Origin of the sequence: Sphingomonas phyllosphaerae, from assembly GCA_036946405.1 — a bacterium.
GTDB lineage: Bacteria > Pseudomonadota > Alphaproteobacteria > Sphingomonadales > Sphingomonadaceae > Sphingomonas > Sphingomonas phyllosphaerae_D.
The window spans coordinates 2,073,263-2,092,506 of record JAQIJC010000001.1 but is presented as its reverse complement, the minus strand read 5'-3'; the positions used below and the strand labels follow the sequence as shown (position 1 = coordinate 2,092,506).

Below are 19,244 nucleotides of genomic sequence, written 5' to 3'. Positions count from 1 at the left end.
GCCATGGCCACCCTTCCCCTTGCATCCCCCCCGGCCCTGACCGGCGACGACGCGGTCCACCTGCCCGCCGATCCGCGCAGCGACATCCGCAACGGTCTGATCGTCGCGGCGCTGTTCTTCATCGGCTTTCTCGGCTGGGCGGCGTTCGCGCGGCTCGATGCCGCCGCTTATGCCGAGGGCGTGCTCGCGGTGTCCGGCCAGCGCCAGGCGGTCCAGCACCGCGACGGCGGGGTGGTCGACAAGATATTCGTCCGCGACGGTCAGCGCGTCCAGCAGGGCCAGTTGCTGATCCGCCTCGGCACGCCGGAAGTGCTTGCCAACGAGCGGGCACTGGCGTCGCAGGTCATCCGCCTGCTCGCGCAGCGTGCGCGGTTGCAGGCCGAACAGCTCGGCCAGTCGCGCATCCCCACCCCGCGCGAATTCGCGACGCTCGACGCCGAGGATCGCGCCGAGGCCGCGCTGGCGATGCGCCTCCAGCAGACCGAACTCAGCGCGCGCACCGCGACGCTGACCGCGCAACGCGACGCGCTCGGGCAGCGCGCCGCCCAGTCGAACGAGCAGGGCCGCGGCTTTGGCGAGCAGGTCGTCTCCGCGCAGGAGCAGTTGAAGCTGCTCGACGCGCAGCTCGATGCACTGCGCCCCGTCGCCGCCAAGGGCTTCGTCTCGCAGACGCGCCTGCGCGAGCTGGAGCGGATGCGCGCCGAATTGCAGGGCCAGCGCGGCCAATATTCCGCCAGCGTCGCGCAGACCCGCGAGGCCGCGCGCGAAAGCCAGATCCAGCGGCTGGAGGCCGAACGCACCTTTACCGAGCGCACCGCCGCCGATCTGCGCGACGTCGAGGTACGGCTCGGCGAGCTGATGCCGAAGCTGGGCGCGGCGCGCGAGCAACTGGCGCGCACCGAGATTCGCGCCCCCGCCACGGGCGCGGTGGTCGGGCTGACCGTCTTCACCCCCGGCGGCGTGATCCAGCCGGGGCAGAAGCTGATGGACATCGTCCCAGAAGAAGCGCCGCTGCGCATCCAGGCGCGCATCTCGCCCGACGACGCCGACGACCTCAAGGTCGGCCAGCACACCAGCGTCAAGTTCCCGAGCCTCCACGAACGCGACATCCCGCCGCTGAACGGCACGATGACGCGGCTGTCGGCGGACAGCTTCACCGACGAGAAGACCGGCGTCAGCTATTTCACCGCCGAGATCACGGTGCCCCCGGAAGAGCTGCACGTCCTCGCGCGCTTCCGTGGCGAACAGTTCAAGCTTCGCCCCGGGATGCCCGCACAGGTGCTGATCCCGCTGCGCCGCCGCACCGCGCTGGATTACGCGCTGGAACCGCTGGTGGGCGCCTTCTGGTCGTCGTTCCGCGAGCATTGATCCGTCGCCGGACCGAAGGGATTACTCGTCTTCGTCGCTCCGGACCTGATCCGGTGCCCCGCTTCTTAGAGTGTGATCCATCCAAGCTGAAGCGTCACCCCGGCGAAGGCCGGGGCTCAGTTGGGGGACGCCGATGATGTAGGTCGCGCCTTGATTTCGTAGACCTTCCCAACTGGGCCCCGGCCTTCGCCGGGGTGACGATGGAAATGGTTCAAACCGGGTGGATCACACTCTAAAACGTCTGCGAACGTCGAGACGTCGTACGATGGAAGTCGTCACCCCGGACTTGTTCCGGGGTCCACTGTTCCCCGAACTTCGAGGCTTGAGCGTTCGCGGAACGGTGGATGCCGGAACAAGCCCGGCATGACGGACATGGCGCAACGGACTCGTCCTATCACCCGGGCACGCTTCGTTAACCATCCTCCTTTACGGGGGCCACTGACGGCGGCCGTCTGCGGTCCCGCCCCGTCTCTCCTTATCGTTTCCATGAGTTGGCCATGCCCCAATCCGCCAAATGCACGTCCGCCGAACGCACCCGCTCGCCCCATGTCGTCCTCCGCGCGCTCAAGCTGCTCCGTCCGGAGCGGCTGAAAGCCGGCTCATTGCTCGCGGCCGGCGCGTTGGTGGCGTTCCTGCAGGTCGCCGAACCGTTGCTGTTCGGCAAGGCGGTCAACGGCCTCACCACCGGCGCCAACCCGATGCGCTACGTCGGCCTGTGGTGCGCGATCAGCGTCACGGTCTTTGCCGCCGGCGTCGTGATCGCGCTGCTCGCCGATCGCATGACGCACCGCCGCCGGTTGATCGCGATGTCGACCTATGTCGAGCATCTGCTCGCGCTGCCCCCGGCCTTCCATACGCAGGCGCGTTCGGGCCGGCTGATGCGGATCATGATCTCGGGGTGCGAGGGACTGTTCAACCTCTGGCTGCCGTTGCTGCGTGACCAGATCACCAATCTCGGCATCCTCGCGCTGCTGCTGCCGATCGCGATGATGACCAACTGGCGGCTCGGGCTGGTGCTGGTCGTGCTGATGCTCGTCTATTCGGCGGTCAATCTGGTGGTGATGCGCCACACCGCCACCGGGCAGGCGCGCGTCGAGGATCGCTTCACCGATATCTCGGGCAATCTCGGCGACCTGTTCGGCAACGTCACCGTGCTTCAGAGCTTCCTCGCGGTGCCCGGCGAGATGGGCAACGTCCGCCGCTCGCTCCACGATCTGCTTCACGCGCAATATCCGGTGCTCAACTGGTGGGCGGTGTCGGCGGTGCTGACGCGCGGCGCCTCGTCGATCGCGATCGTGTCGGTGTTCGGCTTCGGCGCGGCACTCATCACCCGCGGGCTGGCGACGATCGGCGACGTCGTGTCGTTCGTCGGCTTCGCGACGCTGATGATCGCGCGGCTTGAGACGGTTACCGGCTTCATCGTCAACGTCGCGCAGCGGCTCCCTGCGCTCCGCCAGTTCTTCGACGTGCTCGACCAGCAGAGCCACATCACCGAAGCCGCCGACGCGGTGCCGCTCGCGATCGGCGACGGCCGCGTCACCTTCGAGAATGTCTCGTTCCGCTATCCGACCGGCTCGGGCGCGGTCCACGACCTCAACTTCGAGGTCGCCCCCGGCGAGACGGTCGCGATCGTCGGCCCGACCGGCTCGGGCAAGTCGACCGCGCTCGGGCTGTTTCAGCGCGCTTGGGATCCGGAAAAGGGCCGCATCCTCGTCGACGGTCAGGACATCAACGGCGTCACGCTCGCCTCGCTGCGCGCCGCGACCGGCGTCGTGTTTCAGGAGGCCGGGCTCTTCAACCGCTCGATCGCCGAGAATATCGCGATGGGCAATCCCGACGCCACGATGGAGCAGATCGAGGATGCCGCGCGAATCGCGGGCGCTTATGACTTCATCATGCGCAAGCCGGACGGCTTCGCCACCGCGGTAGGCGATCGTGGCGCGGGCCTGTCGGGCGGCGAGCGGCAACGGATCGCGATCGCGCGCGCCTTGCTGAAGAACGCGCCGATCCTGTTGCTCGACGAGGCGACCAGCGCGCTCGACGTCGCGACCGAGGCGCGGCTTCAGGAAAGCCTCGAGCGGCTGCGGCAGGGCCGCACCACCTTCGTCATCGCGCACCGCCTCTCGACGGTGCGCGCGGCCGACCGGATCGTCGTGCTCGATCAGGGGCGGATCGTCGAACAGGGCGGCTTCGACGAACTGCTCGCCGCCGGCGGTGCCTTCGCGAAGCTTGCGCAGGACGGCGGACTGTCCACGCCGGCCGCCAACGACGACGCGGGATCACGCGCGGCCGCCTGACGTCATCCGGACGAAAGCCTTCTTGCCGTTCCCCGGCGAAGGCCGGGGTCCAGTTGGGAGACGCCGGCAAATGACCGACCGGCCTCCCCACCTGAACCCCGGCCTCCACCGGGGAACGCGTGCGCCAATAGCGATTGGCGGCACGAACCCGCCCCGCTACGTTGCACCGCGACAGGGGGAAGCACGCGTGACATCGACTGATTACGCCGTCATCGCCGACGGACTGGTGAAACGATACGGCGAGCGGCGCGTGGTCGACGGGGTCGGCCTCTTGGTGCCGGCCGGCATGATCTATGGCGTGCTCGGCCCCAATGGCGCGGGCAAGACGACGACGTTGCGCATGACGCTTGGCATCATCGAGCCGGACGAAGGCGCGCGGAGCCTGCTCGGCAGCGCGCACCCACGCGAGGTTGGCGACCGGGTCGGTTATCTGCCCGAGGAGCGCGGGCTGTACCCGTCGATGAAGGCGCGCGAGGCGGTCGCGTTCATGGGCGCGCTGCGCGGGCTCGACTGGCAGACCGGCCGCGCGCGCGCCGCCGAGATGCTCGAGGCCGTCGGGCTCGGTCATGCGGTCGACGAGAAGATCCGCAAGCTGTCGAAGGGCATGGCACAGCTTGTCCAGTTGCTCGGCGCGGTCGTTCATCGCCCCGATCTGCTGGTGCTCGACGAGCCCTTCTCGGGGCTCGATCCGGTCAATCAGGAACGGCTCGAAGGGCTGATCCTCGCCGAGCGCGATCGCGGCGCGACGATCCTCTTCTCGACCCACGTCATGCAACACGCGCAGCGGCTGTGCGACCGTCTGGCGGTGATCGCGGGCGGACAGCGCCGCTTCGAGGGGACGGTCGACGAAGCGCGCGCCTTGCTCCCGCAGCAGGTCCATTACGTCCCCACCCATGCCGACGCGCACCTCGCCGCGATGCTGCCGCTCAACGCGCGGCACGAAGGCGAAGCGTGGCGCTTCGCCTTGCCCGAGGAAGGCATCGAGGGGCTTCTGCGCCGCCTGATCGACGCCGGCTATGGCATCAAGGCACTTTCGATCGAACGCCCCGGCCTCCACGATGCGTTCGTGCGGATCGTCGGACAGGCCGCTGCGGAGTCGAACGCATGAGCCCGCTACGCCGCCAGATCCGCCAGACGCTGACGGTCGCCCGCCGCGATTTCACCGCGACCGTCTTTACGCCGATCTTCCTGCTCTTCCTCTTTGCGCCGGCGATCATGGGCTCGTTGAGCGTGGTCGGCGGCGTCAGCGCCGCGTCGGTCACGCAAGGGTCGTCCGACAAGGCCCGGCTGGTCGCGATGCTGCCCGCCGCTTCGGCGAAGGCGCTACGCAGCGCCGATGCGCAACTGCGGGCGCTCGTGCGGGGTGAGGCAGCCCCGCCGCCGTTGGCGCTGCACCCGTCGGTCGAAAACGCGCAGATTGTATCCCGCGCGATGCTCGATGCGCCCGGCGCCGACGTCAATGCGGTTTTATACGGCACGCTCGCGCAGCCGAGGGTGGTATTTTCGGGCGGAAATCGGGACGACGCCCGTTATCTTGCCGCCCTCGCGCGACAGGCCGCGTTGATCGAGCGCGCTGGCGTCGATGCCCCGACGGTGCGGATCGAGCGTGTCCGGACCGCCGCTCCGACGCGCGGTGATCGCCATGCCGCCGCGTTCCTTGCAGTGTTCGGTATCTTCTTCCTGACCCTGTTCCTCTCCGGTCAGGTGGTGGGCACGATGGCCGAGGAGCGCAACAACAAGGTCATTGAAATCCTTGCCGCAGCGGTGCCTCTGGAGAGCGTTTTCCTTGGCAAGCTGCTCGGCATGTACGGCGTCGCGCTGCTGTTCGTTACATTCTGGGGTACGGTGCTCAGCCAGATCGGCTTGGTCGCCGCCGGGGCCTTTGGCGACAGCTTCATACCCCCCGCCCCGGCGATCGGCTGGGTCGGCTTCGCGTGCTTGTTCGCCGCCTACTTCACGACCGCCTTCCTGCTATTAGGCTCGGTTTTTCTAGGGGTTGGCGCGCAGGCGGCGACGATGCGCGAGGTGCAGATGCTCTCGCTCCCGATCACGATCATCCAGGTCGCGATGTTCGGCCTCGCCTCCTCCGCCGTATCCCACCCGGGCAGCCTGCTGGCGACGGCGGCGGAACTTTTCCCGCTTTCCTCGCCATTTGCGATGGCCGGCCGCGCGGCATCGGGCGCGCAATGGTGGCCTCACCTCGCCGCGCTCGCCTGGCAATTGCTGTGGGTCGCGGTGTTCATCACGATCGGCGCACGACTGTTCCGACGCGGCGTGCTCCAATCCGGCAGCGCCAAGCCCGCCTGGAAACGGGTTTTTTCCCGAGGCTGACCGCTGCGGGACAAGAATGCTGTCGCTTTTTTGCAACGCCGCACGAGCTTCTTGCAGCGGTGCAGCAATCGACTCGTAAGTGTCACGCAACCTTCACATAGTGCGCCCATCGGCGCCCCAACGACGAAGCTGTCGCGGGTCGCACTGCGGCAAAAAGGGGACAATCTTTCCGATGCGCAACAATCTGTTCGTAGGCGTGGCTGCGGTCGCGCTGGTGATTCCGGCCGCCGCGATGGCGCAGGAGACCACCTCCTCGATCCGCGGCACGGTGACCGCGAACGGCGCACCCGTGGCGGGCGCGACGGTCACGATTTTGAACGTTCCGACGGGGGGCACGACGAACGTGACCACCGACGCCGCCGGCAGCTTCAACGCCACCGGCCTTCGCGTCGGCGGCCCGTACACCGTCACCATCGCCGCACCCGGCTACGCCTCGACGCAAGTCACCGACATCCAGACCGTCGTCGCGCAGAGCTTTGAGTTGCCGATCGAATTGACGGCCGAGACCGTCGGCGGTGGCGACATCGTCGTTACCGCGTCGCGCCTGCCGAACGCACGCAACCTCAGCCAGGGGCCGGCAACCGTCCTGTCGGCCGCGCAGATCGCCAGCGTTGCGTCGGTCAACCGCGACGTTCGCGATCTGATGCGTCGCGACCCGTTCGCGCGGCTCGACTATTCGGAAGGCAACGGCCGGGCGGTCAGCTTCGCGGGGCAGAACGCGCGCTACAACCGCTTCTCAATCGATGGCGTGCCGGTCACCGACAACTTCGGCTTGAACCCGGACGGCCTGCCCACGCGCCGTTCGCCCGTCCCGTTCGACGCCATCGGTCAGTTCCAGACCAAGGTCGCGCCTTATGACGTCCGCGAAGGCAATTTTCAGGGCGGCGCGATCAACGCGATCCTGAAATCGGGCACCAACGAGTTCCACGGCACCGGCTTCTATGCCTATTCGGCCGATGAGCTGACCGGCAAGCGCACGAAGGCCGGACCGGGCGTACCGACCGGTCGCGTCACGATCCCGAACTTCAAGTATGAGAATTATGGCGCCGAATTGTCGGGGCCGATCATCAAGGACAAGCTGTTCTTCATGGTCGCGGGCGAGCGCGTCCGCGCCGGAACGCCGATCGTGGAAGGCACGCCAGGCGACAACGCCGGCACCGTCATCCCGAACATCACCGACGCCGCAGTCCAGCAGATCCAGCAGATCGCGCAGAGCCGGTATGGCTACAACACCGGCGGCGTCCTGAACAACTCGGACGATCGCGACGATCGCTTGGTCGCGAAGCTGGACGCGAACCTCTCCGACACGCAGCGCGCGTCGGTGACGTACATGTACACCAAGGATCAGATCCGCTTTAACCAGAACACCCAGGTCGGCCCGGCGAGCGCCACGGCCAATGCCCCGGGCCTGGGTCTGGAGTCGAACGGCTATGTCGGATCGAACCGCCTGCATGCCGGCGTCGTCCAGTTGAACTCGGACTGGTCGGACGAATTCTCGACCGAGGTCCGTGGTTTCTACAAGGATTACAAGCGCGGGCAGGATCCGATCCTGGGTCGCGGCTTCGCGCAGTTCCAGGTCTGCACCGCGGCGCAGTCGGATCGCAGCAGCTTCGGCACTGGCGGCAGCACGGCGACGGGCATCGACTTGTCGACCAACTGCGCCAACGGCTCGGGAGTCGTGTCCTTCGGTCCGGACATCTCGCGCCAGTCGAACGAATTGACCAGCCGCACCTGGGGCGGCACGGTTCAGGCACGCCTGACCCGTGACGACCACGATCTGCGCATCTTCGGTGAAATGTCGGACACGAAGATTGTCAACCTGTTTGTGCAGCGCACGGCGGGCGACTATTATTTCGACTCGATCGCCGACTTCCAGGCAGGCAATGCCCAGCGCCTGCGTTACCAGAATGCCATCCCGTCGCTGAACCCGATCGATGGCGCAGCCCGCTTTCAGTATCAGTCCTATGCCTTCGGCATTCAGGACAATTGGCGGATCAACGATCTGCTGACGCTGTCGTACGGCATGCGGTACGACATGTACGGTGGTCACGGTCGCCCGGCGCTGAACCAGAATTTCGTCAGCCGCTACGGCTTTACGAACCAGGAGTATATCTCTGGCAAGGGCGTGTTTCAGCCGCGCATCGGCTTTGACTTCAAGGCGACACCGCAGCTCACCTTCCGCGGTGGCATCGGCATCTTCTCGGGTGGTTCGCCGGACGTCTATATTTCGAACAGCTATTCGAACACCGGCTTCCTGACCAACAGCATCGACGTTACGCAGTCGAATAACGGAAGCTATTCGGTCAGCACCGGCAATCAGATCCTGACCAACGTCAGCGGCACGACGATCCCGACGGCGGCCAACGATCTGGTGAAGAATGCGTCGACCGCCACCGGCGCGCCAACCAACGCGCTGGCACGTAACTTCCGCCTGCCGTCTCAGTGGCGCGGCACGCTGTCGGCCGACTACGACAGCGACTTCGGCGGTTTCCTGGGCGGCGGCTGGCATCTGGGTGCCGACTTCCTGTGGTCGGAAGTGCGCGATCAGGTCTATTTCGCCGATTATCGCGTCGCGCCGACCGCGCTGACCACGCCGGACGGGCGCGTTCGTTACCAGTCGGTGACGTCCTTCAGCGATCGTTTCCAGGACATCGTGTTGACCAACACGTCGCGGGGCCGCGCCTATATTGGCGTCGCACGTCTCGATAAGTCGTTCGACAACTGGCTGAACATTTCGGCCAGCTACACTTACCAGGACGTCAAGGACAAGACGCCGGCTACCTCGTCAACCGCAGGTTCCAATTATGGCAACGGCGCGTTCTTCGACGGCAGCGGCACCACTTATGGCGTGTCGAACGATCAGGTCCGCCACTTCATCAAATATGGCGCAACGTTCGACCATGCCTTCTTCGGCGACTACAAGACCAACATCGCTATCTTCGGGGAAACCCGCATCGGCAAGCCGTACAGCTATACGATGCAGGATACGTCGTCGAACCGCAGCCCGATCTTCGGCAACGTCGGTACCCAATCGCGTTACCTGCTGTACGTGCCCACCTCGACTACGGACGCACTGGTCAGCTACGGCGACACGATCGTGAACGGCGTCGTCACTCAGACCGCTGCACAGACGGCGCAGAACCTGGACGCGCTCATCAATTCGAGCGGCCTGTCCAAATTCCGTGGCAAGATCGCGCCGCGTAACGCCTTCAACTCACCGTGGTTCACGAAGGTCGACCTGCATATTTCTCAGGAAATCCCGACCGGGCTGGGCGGCAGCCGCGTCACGCTGTTCGCGGACGTCGAGAACGTCGGCAACCTCATCAACAAGAACTGGGGGCAGATCCGCGAGTATTCGTTCCCGTACACCACGGCGGCGATCCGGGTGCAGTGTCTGCAGGCGCCGGTTGCCACGGGCACGAACCCGACGAGTGCGCAGACGACGCAGAACACCGGTCAGGCCTGCGCCCAGTATCGGTACACAGCGCCGTCGGTTGCCCCGGCTCAGCAGAACGTGATCTCGTCGCGTCAGTCGCTCTACTCGGTTCGCATCGGCGCGCGCTTCACCTTCTGATCCGCACCGAACGCACCCGACAGGGCCGCCGTCTTTCGCAAGACGGCGGCCCTTCTTTTTGCGCGCGGCTGCCGGTCGGTGTAGAGAGGCCGCGATGGCGACTTCCGCGACTTCCGTCTCCGCTGCTCCTGCCTCGCCTGCCTATGCCGGCACGCCCGAGCGCCCGCTGTTCGTCCGGCCGTTCTTCGAGAACAAGGCCTCGGCCTTCTGGAAGCTCCAGGCGGTGGGCTGGACCGGCTATCTGGTGCTGCGGCTGGTGTCCTCGCTCAGCAGCAATGCCTCGTTGCAGGTGATCGGCTCGGTGCTGATCGAGTCGATCATCGGCTATTGCATTACCCTGCTGCTGTCGGTGCTCTACGGGCACTATCGCCAGTTGCCGCGCGTGACCGGAATCCTGCTCTCGATCTTCACGCTCGCGGCGGCGACGTTCCTGTACGCGACGCTCTACGCATTCTCGTTCAGCTTGATCCGGCTCGCCGCGCCGGGCGTCGACCTGACGCTGCTGCTCGCCGCGCTATTCCTCAGCTTCACGACGCTCGCCGGCTGGTCGGCGCTGTATTTCGGGATCAATTTCTACCTGATCCTTGAGGATCAGATCGACCAGATGGAGCATCTGGAAAATCAGGCGTCATCGGCGCAACTCGCGATGCTGCGCTACCAGCTCAACCCGCATTTCCTGTTCAACACGCTCAATTCGATCTCGACTTTGGTGTTGCTGAAGCAGACCGAGCGTGCGAATGCGATGCTGAGCCGATTGTCGTCGTTCCTGCGCTACACGCTCGCCAACGAACCGACCGCGCACGTCACCGTCGCGCAGGAGGTCGAGACGCTGAAGCTGTATCTCGAAATCGAGAAGATGCGTTTCGAGGACCGGCTGCGTCCGAAGTTCGACATCGACCCGGCTGCGGAAAAGGCGCGGTTGCCGTCGCTGCTGCTCCAGCCGCTGGTCGAGAATGCGATCAAATATGCCGTGACGCCGCAAGAGGATGGCGCCGAAATCTGCGTCACCATTCGGCTCGTCGGTGACAGGGTGCTGCTCGGCGTATCCGACACCGGCCCGGGTTTGATGCCGACGAAATCACGGCCAAGCCTTTCAACCGGCGTGGGCATCGCCAATATCAGGGAGCGGCTGGCACAGGCTTACGGGCCGGACCACCGCTTCGATGTGCGGGCCATGCCGACGGGCGGGTTCGGGGTCGAGATCGAGATCCCGTACCAGCTCGAAGTACCGAACAGAGAGGTGTGATGACCATTCGTACCATCCTCGTCGACGACGAGCCGCTTGCGATCCAGGGGCTCGAATTGCGGCTGCAGGCGCACGACGACGTCGAAATCATCGCCAAGTGCCAGAACGGGCGCGAGGCGATCAGCGCGATCAAGACCCACAAGCCCGACCTCGTCTTCCTCGACATCCAGATGCCGGGGTTCGACGGCTTCTCGGTCGTGCAAGGGCTGATGGACGTCGAACCACCGTTGTTCGTGTTCGTCACCGCCTATTCCGACCATGCAATCCGCGCGTTCGAGGCGCAGGCGACCGATTATCTGATGAAGCCGGTCGAGGAATCGCGGCTCGCCGACACGCTCGACCGCGTGCGCCAGCGGCTGTCCGAGCGGCAAAGCGCGGGCGAGGCCGAGAAGCTCAAGGAAGCGCTGGCCGAGCACGCACCCGAGGCGGCGGCGGAAATGGCCGATGGCGGCGACGCGGTGAACGCCAGCCGCTTCGAAAAGATGATCAACATCAAGGATCAGGGCCAGATCTTCCGCGTCGACGTCGACACGATCGAACGGATCGACGCGGCCGGCGATTACATGGTGATCTACACCGGCGACCGGAACCTGATCCTGCGCGAGACAATGAAGGACCTCGAGAAGCGGCTCGATCCGCGCCGTTTCCAGCGCATCCACCGGTCGACGATCGTCAACCTCGATCTGGTGAAGCAGGTCAAGCCGCACACCAACGGCGAATGCTTCCTCGTGCTCGATTCGGGGGCGAACGTGAAGGTCAGCCGCAGCTATCGCGACGTGGTGGCGCGCTTCGTCCATTGATCCGGGTTTCGGCGCTCTATCGCTTCGCGCGCTTCGACGATCCGCACGCGCTGCGCGAGCCGTTGCTCGCCACCGCGCGTGCCGCGGGGATCAAGGGCACGTTGCTGCTCGCGGGTGAAGGGATCAACGGTACGATCGCGGGCGCACCGGAGGCGCTCGACGCGGTGATCGCGCATCTTCGCACCCTGCCCGGCTGTGCCGAGCTGTCGCTCAAGCACAGCTGGACCGACGCGATGCCGTTCCACCGGCTCAAGGTGAAGGTAAAGCGCGAGATCGTGACGATGGGGGTGACGGTCGATCCGCTGACCGACGCGGGCACCTATGTCGCCCCGGCCGAATGGAATGCGCTGATCGCCGATCCCGAAACGTTGGTGATCGATACGCGCAACGACTATGAGGTGGCCGTCGGCACCTTCGCGGGCGCGGTCGATCCGAAGACCGCCGGTTTTGCGGACTTCCCCGACTGGTTTCGCGCCCGGCGCGAAACGTTGCTGGCCGGCAAGAAGCGGGTGGCGATGTTCTGCACGGGCGGCATCCGCTGCGAGAAGTCGACCGCCTTCCTCAAGGCGGAGGGCGTCGAGCAGGTGCATCATCTCGACGGCGGCATCCTGCGCTATCTGGAAGAAGTGCCGGCGGTCGAGAGCGCGTGGCAGGGCGAATGCTTTGTCTTCGATCAGCGCGTCGCGGTTGGCCACGGTCTCGCACCGGGAACGCATCTGCTGTGCTTCGCGTGCCGGATGCCGGTCGGCCCGGCAGATCGGGCCTCTCCCGCCTATGTGGAGGGCGTGAGTTGCCCGGCCTGCATCGGCAAGCGGACTGCGGAGGAACGCGCCGGCTATGCCGAGCGGCATCGACAGGAACAGCTTGCGATCGCACGCGGCGAGGCCCACGTCGGCCGGACGTTCGATACCGATTGACGTCCCGCTCGGCACCGTTGCGCACCGTCCTGCGGACCTAATGCAGATCGGTAGCGTTTCCCCCACGTAACAACACGACGAAACCGGGGGCTTCGTACATGGCGATCGATCGACAGCGCGTCGAGAACGGCGGGCTGATCCTGTTCCTGCTACTGATCTCGGTCGGGTTGCTGCTGGTCGTATCCGGCTTCCTCGGCGCTTTGTTGTGGGCCGCGCTGGCGGCGCTGCTGTTCCAGCCGATTTTCCAGCGCTTTTCGCGGCACTGGCCCGGACGACGCAACATGGCGGCGGCGCTGACGTTGCTGGTCATCACCTTCGCCGTCGTCATTCCGGCCCTGATCCTCGGCAGCATGATCGTCGACCAGGCCGCCGGCGTTTACGAGCAGATGCGCAATGGTCAGATCGACTTCGCGCAATATTTCAAGCAAATGCATGACGCGCTTCCCGGGCGTTTGCAGCAATTGCTCGACAGCGCCGGGCTCAACAGCCTCGAGCGCGCACAGGCGCGCGTCACGGCGACGCTGAGCAACAGCGCGAGCGTCCTCACGCGACAGGCCTTGTCGATCGGGGCGAATGCCGCGGCATTCCTGCTGGCGTTCGGTGTCGGACTGTACGTCACCTTCTTCCTGCTGCGCGATGGCGAACGGATCGGCCCGGCGGTCGTACGCGCGCTCCCGCTCGAACGACCGGTCGCCGAGCGGCTCGCGGAGAAGTTCGTGACGGTCGTCCGCGCGACCATCAAGGGATCGGGGGTTGTGGCGCTGGTGCAAGGCGCGTTGGGCGCGATCACCTTCTGGATCGTCGGCTTGCCTGCCGCCTTGCTATGGGGCGTGCTGATGGCGGTGGCGGCGCTGCTGCCCGCGATCGGGCCGGCGATCATCTGGGGACCGGTCGCAGTGTATCTGCTCGCGACCGGTGCGATCTGGCAGGCGGTCGTGGTGATCGTCTCCGGCGTGTTCGTGATCGGGCTGGCCGATAACGTGCTGCGTCCGATCCTCGTCGGCCGCGACACGGGGCTGCCCGACTGGCTGGTGCTGGTGACCACGCTCGGCGGCATCGATCTGCTGGGGCTCAGCGGGATCGTCGTCGGGCCCGTGGTCGGGGCATTGTTCCTGACCGGCTGGACGATCCTTTGCGAGCAGCGTGGCGTGGGTGCGCAAGGCGATGATCCCGTCTCCGGATCGTGAGGACGATACGCACCACTCTCGTATCCCGGCGCTGATGCCCCTCCCTTTCCCGATCCGCCGCGTTCGGCTACAGGCGCGCGCATGCTTTCTCTCAACGGCATCACCGTGCGGCTTGGCGGCCGCACGATCCTCGACCGCGCCAGCGCCGCGCTTCCTCCTGGCAGCCGTGTCGGGCTGATCGGGCGCAACGGCGCGGGCAAGTCGACGATGGTGCGCGTCATCGCCGGTCTGCTCGAACCCGACGAAGGCTCGGCCGACATGCCGCGCGGCGCACGCATCGGCTATATCGCGCAGGAGGCACCCGCCGGCGATGCCACGCCGCTCGAAACCGTGCTCGCGGCCGATACCGAGCGCGCCGCACTGCTCGCGGAAGCCGAGGCGTTCGACGGCACCGGCTGCATGGACCGGCTCGGCGAGGTCCACGACCGGCTGATCGCGATCGACGCCTATTCTGCGCCATCGCGCGCCGCGCGTATCCTGGTCGGACTGGGCTTCGATGAAGAAGCGCAGAACCAGCCGCTCGACAGCTTCTCGGGCGGATGGAAGATGCGCGTCGCGCTCGCGGCCTTGCTGTTCTCGCAGCCCGACCTGCTGCTGCTCGACGAGCCGAGCAACCACCTCGATCTCGAAGCGGTGATGTGGCTGGAGGACTTCCTCAAGAGCTATCGCGCGACGATCGTCGTGGTCAGCCACGAACGCGACTTCCTCAACAACGTCGTCGACCACATCCTGCATTTGCAGGGCGGCAAGACGACGCTCTATCCCGGCGGCTATGACGCGTTCGAGCGGCAGCGCGCCGAGCGGCTGGCGCAGCTCGCGGCGGCCAAGGCCAACCAGGACGCGCAACGCGCCAAGCTGCAGGATTATGTCGCGCGCAACTCGGCGCGCGCCTCGACCGCGAAACAGGCGCAGAGCCGCGCCAAGATGCTCGCCAAGATGCAGCCGATCGCGGAGGCGGTGAACGACCCGACGCTCAGCTTCGATTTCCCAAACCCGACCGAGTTGCGGCCGCCGCTCATCACGCTCGATCACGCCGCGGTCGGCTATGGCGAAACACCGATCCTGTCACGGCTCAACCTGCGAATGGATCCGGAGGACCGCATCGCGCTGCTCGGCCGCAACGGCAACGGCAAGACGACGCTGGCGCGGCTGCTCGCCGCGCAACTGACGCCGATGGCCGGCGACATGAGCGCCACCGGCAAGATGAAGGTCGGCTATTTCACGCAATATCAGGTCGAGGAACTCGAGGCGGACGACACCCCGCTCGCGCATATGACTCGCGTGATGCCCGGCGCGACCCCGGCGGCGGTGCGCGGACAGCTCGGGCGATTCGGCTTCTCGGGCGATCGCGCGACGGCGCGCGTCGGCAGCATGTCGGGTGGCGAACGCGCGCGGCTGGCGCTGGCGCTGGTGACGCGCGAGGCGCCGCACCTGCTGATCCTCGACGAGCCGACCAACCACCTCGACGTCGATGCGCGCGAGGCGCTGGTGCAGGCGCTCAACGCCTATACCGGCGCGGTGCTGCTGGTCAGCCACGACCGGCATATGGTGGAGCTTAGCGCCGACCGACTGGTGCTGGTCGACAATGGCACCGCGAAGGAGTTCGACGGCAGCCTCGACGACTACATCGCCTTCGTACTGGCGGGCGACGGCAAGGGCGCGGACAAGCCGAAGGGCACGAAGCAGGATCGCAAAGCCGCGGCCGCCGCGCGCGAGAACGACAAGGCGCTGAAGAAGGAGGCGCGCGATGCCGAGGCGGAGTTGGCGAAGCTGACCGCCGAACGCGCCGCGGTGGATCAGGCGATGTTCGATCCGTCAAAGGCGGAAGCGAAACTCGCCAAGCTGACGATGACCGAATTGATGAAGCGCCGCGCCGACCTGAACGACCGCATCGAGGCGGCGGAAGCGCGCTGGATGGCGGCGAGCGAGGCGCTGGAGGCGGCGTAGAACCTCAACCCACGTCATTCCCGCGTAAGCGGTAATCCAGAACCTCTGACGCTCGTACTTCTAACGACGGGCCTGCGCGTCTGGGTCCCCGCCTTCGCGGGGATGACAATAGGTGGTGGGGCGACCTTACACCTCGTCCTGATCCGCGCCCTCGGGCTCACCCGCGGCGGCATTCTCGAAATAGGCCTCGACAGGGCCGGTCAGCTTGATCGTCAGCGGGCGCCCGTGCCGGTCGACCTTCTTGCCAAGCGCGACGCGCACCCAGCCTTCTGACATGCTATATTCCTCGACGTCGCGGCGCTCGACGCCCTTGAAGCGGATGCCGACGCCGCGTTGCAGGGCGTCCTGGTCGAAGAACGGGCTCGACGGATCGATCGACAGATGGTCGGGAGGAGTATCGCTCATGCCGCGCCCTTGCCGCAAAGCGGCGCGCGCGGCCACAAAAAACGGCGCGGGGATCGTCCCCCGCGCCGCCTTTCGCATCACCAGCCGTAATAGCCTGGTGCGTCATAGCCGCGATAATAGCCGCGCGGCTCATAATAGACCCGCGGGGGCGGCGGAGCGTAATAACGCTCGCGATAATAGACCCGCGGCGGCGGCGCGTAGTAGGAACGATCGTCGTAGTAATAGCCGCGATCGTCATAGCGGCGATCGTAGTAGCGATCGCGATTGCTCGACGCGATCGCCGCACCGAGCCCCAGCCCGATCACGCCACCGATCAACGCACCGGCTGCGGTATCGCCGCCGCGATCGCGATGACGCCAGTAACGCTGCGCCTCCGCAGGCGCGGCACTGGCCAGGGCTGTCGCCATCAGGCCGGTGGCCAAGACGGTCTTCTTCAACGCAGACATAAACCGGACCTCCTGCACTCGCTCGCTGATTGAACTGAACGCATATGTGTACGAGCCTGTGCCGTGGCTATGGACCGAGGCGGCTGAACCGGTGCGGAATGGCGCATTCATCAGCGGTTTAATCGCATTCCGGAAACCGGCGAAGGCCAAGCTGACAGAAGCAACCTGCGGGAAATATTTCGCAATACTTCATCATCTCGACACATTCGCCGCCTAGCCGCCACCAACAGGAAGCCGTCAACATCGCCGGAGATCAGCGCCGCAGCAGCCGGCGTGCCGGCGGCGCGACCTTCCTGTCGTTTCTCAAGGGGTTCTCATGCGTCGTTCGTCGAAATCGATCCTGCTCGCCAGCCTTGCCGCCGGCGTGGCGCTGTCCGCCATACCCGCCGCCGCGCAGACCGGCGGCACCGTGCCCGCCGCGACCGAGGCGACGCCCGGCGAGGCGGATGCGGGGCTCGGCGAGGTGGTGGTGACGGCCGAGCGCCGGACCGAGAACCTGCGCCGCGTGCCGGTGTCGGTCGCGGTGGTCAACGGCGACGACCTGCGCACCTTTCAGGCGGGTGGCGAGGACGCGCTGGCGCTCGCCGGGCGCGTGCCGGGCCTGTATGCCGAGACGACCACCGGCCGCATCTTTCCGCGCTTCTACATCCGGGGGCTCGGCAACATCGACTTCTATCTCGGCGCCTCGCAGCCGGTGTCGATCATCCAGGACGATGTCGTGCTGGAGCATGTCGTCCTGAAGTCGAATCCGGTCTATGACGTCGCCAATGTCGAGGTGCTGCGCGGGCCGCAGGGCTCGCTGTTCGGGCGTAACACCACCGCGGGCATCATCAAGTTCGATACGATCCGTCCCGGCCAGACTTGGTCGAGCCGCTTCAATGCGTCCTATGGCTCGTACAACACCGTCACCTTCGACGCCGGCGTCGGCGGGCCGATCGTGCAGGACAAGATCGCGGTGCGGCTGTCGGGCCTGTACCAGCATCGCGACGACTGGATCGACAACAGCTACACCGGCGCCAGCCGGGACGGCACGCGCCCGGGCCGCGACGCGATGGGTGGCTTCGACGAGCGCGACGCGCGCCTGCAGGTGCTGCTGACCCCGACCGAGACGCTGTCGGTCAACCTATCGGGCCACGTCCGCTCCTATGAGGGCACGTCGACGGTGTTCCACCGCGGCGCGCTCATCAAGGGGCAGAACAACATGAACCTCGAACCGCGCGACCGCGTCGCGCTCGACGAGGGCGCGAACAACCCGCAGGCGTACAAGACCTATGGCGGGTCGGTGAACGCGGCGTGGGATTTCGGCGCGGCGACGCTGACCTCGATCACCGCCTATGAGACGACCTCGGGCTACAGCCGCGGCGACACCGACGGTGGCGCGGCGACCAATTTCGGCGGGGCGGGCTATGGCGAGAGCATGGGCCGGGTCCGCGACCTCGACCAGTGGACGCAGGAAGTCCGTCTCGCCAGCAACGGCGATGGCGCGTTCAAGTGGCAATTCGGCGGCTTCTATTTCGATAGCCGCGACGACACCGAATTCTACCAGCGCGGCTATTTCCTGTCGCCGGGCGACCCGCAGCGCAACGTCAACAACTGGGTGCGGCTGCACAACGTCAACACCAGCTGGGCGGTGTTCGGGCAGGCGAGCTACCGCCTTGCCGAGCGGCTGACGCTGACCGCCGGCGCGCGCTACACCGAGGACGACAAGGAGACGCGGCTGGTGCGCGCCGGGCGGAACGCCGCGGGCACCGTCGACACCTTCCCGGCGACCGCACCGCGAGCGATCAAGCTGACCGGCAAGGAACCGAGCTGGGATCTGTCGGCGCTGTACGAGATCGATCCGATCGCGAGCATCTATGCCCGTGTCGCACGCGGTTTCCGCGGCCCGACGATCCAGGGGCGGTCGGCGGTGTTCAACACGCCCTTCTCGACCGCGAACAGCGAGACGATCATGTCGTACGAGGCGGGCGTGAAGACCCAGCCGACCTCCAAGCTGCGCGTCAACGCCACCGCCTTCACCTACCGCGTCAACGACATCCAGTTGAACGGCAATGACGCGAACGGCAACGGCACGCTTTTCAACGCCGATCACGCAAATGCCTATGGCGTCGAGGCCGAGATGGACTGGCGGCCGATCCGCAACATCACCTTCTCGCTCGGCGGCAGCGCGATCCACACCGAGATCAAGGACAAGCGTGTCTTCGCACAGGTTTGCGCCTTCAATGGTCAGGTGACCTGTACGGTGCTCGACCCGACGGTGAGAGCGACGATCTTCGGCGCGCCGGCAGTGCTGGCGCAGATCGACGGCAATCCACTGCCGAACGCGCCGCGGTGGCAGGTCGATGCGGCGGTCCGCTACGACATTCCGCTGTCGGATCGCGGCAACTTCTTCGTAGCGAGCGACGTCAACATGCAGGGGTACACCAACTTCGTCCTGTACAAGACCCGTGAATTCTTCGCGAGCGACAATCTGGAGCTGGGGCTCAAGGCCGGCTTCACGACCGCCGACGGCCGCTATGAGATCGCGGCGTTCGCGCGCAACATCACCAACGAGAAGAACCTCAAGGGCGTGATCGAGAACTATAACGCCGCGGTGTTCAACGAACCGCGGATCGTCGGTGTCTCGCTGAGCGGCAAGTTCGACTGAGGTGACACTTGGGGGGGCTTCGGCCTCCCCACCTTTTACGTCATTCCCGCGCAGGCGGGAATCCAGACGCGCAGGTTCC

At 66.1% G+C, this 19,244-nt stretch carries 14 protein-coding genes; 12 read left to right on the top strand and 2 right to left on the bottom strand.

Annotation, left to right across the window (positions count from 1 at the left end; all coding sequences use genetic code 11):
• The first annotated feature begins 3 nt into the window (after nt 1–3).
• From PGN12_10025 to PGN12_09980, 10 genes are all read left to right on the top strand, one after another.
• Nucleotides 4–1,368 (top strand): HlyD family type I secretion periplasmic adaptor subunit, encoded by a 1,365-nt coding sequence (locus PGN12_10025; protein ID MEH3104229.1) that lies wholly within the window; start codon nt 4–6, stop codon nt 1,366–1,368.
• Between the two features lie 497 nt (nt 1,369–1,865).
• A complete protein-coding gene (locus PGN12_10020) occupies nt 1,866–3,665 on the top strand; it encodes an ATP-binding cassette domain-containing protein (GenBank protein MEH3104228.1) in 1,800 nt (599 codons plus the stop codon).
• A 187-nt stretch (nt 3,666–3,852) separates the two neighbouring features.
• Nucleotides 3,853–4,773 carry an ATP-binding cassette domain-containing protein gene (locus PGN12_10015; protein MEH3104227.1) on the top strand — a complete coding sequence of 307 codons (921 nt, stop codon included), beginning with the start codon at nt 3,853–3,855 and terminating at the stop codon, nt 4,771–4,773.
• A complete protein-coding gene (locus tag PGN12_10010) occupies nt 4,770–5,996 on the top strand; it encodes an ABC transporter permease (GenBank protein ID MEH3104226.1) in 1,227 nt (408 codons plus the stop codon). The genes PGN12_10015 and PGN12_10010 overlap by 4 nt, the downstream gene beginning before the upstream one ends.
• Before the next feature lie 172 nt (nt 5,997–6,168).
• Nucleotides 6,169–9,570 carry a carboxypeptidase regulatory-like domain-containing protein gene (locus tag PGN12_10005; GenBank protein MEH3104225.1) on the top strand — a complete coding sequence of 1,134 codons (3,402 nt, stop codon included), beginning with the start codon at nt 6,169–6,171 and terminating at the stop codon, nt 9,568–9,570.
• Between the two features lie 94 nt (nt 9,571–9,664).
• Nucleotides 9,665–10,816, top strand: a complete 1,152-nt coding sequence (locus tag PGN12_10000) for a histidine kinase (GenBank protein MEH3104224.1) — start codon at nt 9,665–9,667, stop codon at nt 10,814–10,816.
• Nucleotides 10,816–11,616: a LytTR family DNA-binding domain-containing protein gene (locus tag PGN12_09995; protein ID MEH3104223.1), complete on the top strand. Its 801-nt coding sequence runs from the start codon at nt 10,816–10,818 to the stop codon at nt 11,614–11,616. The genes PGN12_10000 and PGN12_09995 overlap by 1 nt, the downstream gene beginning before the upstream one ends.
• A complete protein-coding gene (locus tag PGN12_09990) occupies nt 11,613–12,533 on the top strand; it encodes a rhodanese-related sulfurtransferase (GenBank protein ID MEH3104222.1) in 921 nt (306 codons plus the stop codon). The genes PGN12_09995 and PGN12_09990 overlap by 4 nt, the downstream gene beginning before the upstream one ends.
• 98 nt (nt 12,534–12,631) lie before the next feature.
• On the top strand, nt 12,632–13,720 hold the full coding sequence (locus PGN12_09985) for an AI-2E family transporter (GenBank protein MEH3104221.1): 1,089 nt from the start codon (nt 12,632–12,634) through the stop codon (nt 13,718–13,720).
• Between the two features lie 81 nt (nt 13,721–13,801).
• The gene (locus tag PGN12_09980) at nt 13,802–15,667 is read left to right on the top strand and encodes an ABC-F family ATP-binding cassette domain-containing protein (protein MEH3104220.1); all 1,866 of its coding nucleotides are present in this window, start codon (nt 13,802–13,804) and stop codon (nt 15,665–15,667) included.
• A 126-nt stretch (nt 15,668–15,793) separates the two neighbouring features.
• Here the strand turns inward: PGN12_09980 and PGN12_09975 are convergent, their stop codons facing one another.
• Together PGN12_09975 and PGN12_09970 are read right to left on the bottom strand one after the other, a co-directional pair.
• Nucleotides 15,794–16,072, bottom strand: coding sequence for a DUF3297 family protein (locus tag PGN12_09975; protein MEH3104219.1), 279 nt, complete (start codon nt 16,070–16,072; stop codon nt 15,794–15,796).
• Nucleotides 16,073–16,149: 77 nt separating this feature from the next.
• Nucleotides 16,150–16,518, bottom strand: coding sequence for a hypothetical protein (locus PGN12_09970; protein MEH3104218.1), 369 nt, complete (start codon nt 16,516–16,518; stop codon nt 16,150–16,152).
• Here PGN12_09970 and PGN12_09965 point away from each other — a divergent pair.
• Together PGN12_09965 and PGN12_09960 are read left to right on the top strand one after the other, a co-directional pair.
• Entirely contained in the window at nt 16,487–16,735 is a 249-nt protein-coding gene (locus PGN12_09965; protein MEH3104217.1) for a hypothetical protein, read from the top strand. The genes PGN12_09970 and PGN12_09965 overlap by 32 nt on opposite strands.
• Nucleotides 16,736–16,834: 99 nt before the next feature.
• Nucleotides 16,835–19,165 carry a TonB-dependent receptor gene (locus PGN12_09960; GenBank protein MEH3104216.1) on the top strand — a complete coding sequence of 777 codons (2,331 nt, stop codon included), beginning with the start codon at nt 16,835–16,837 and terminating at the stop codon, nt 19,163–19,165.
• The last annotated feature ends 79 nt before the right edge of the window (nt 19,166–19,244 follow it).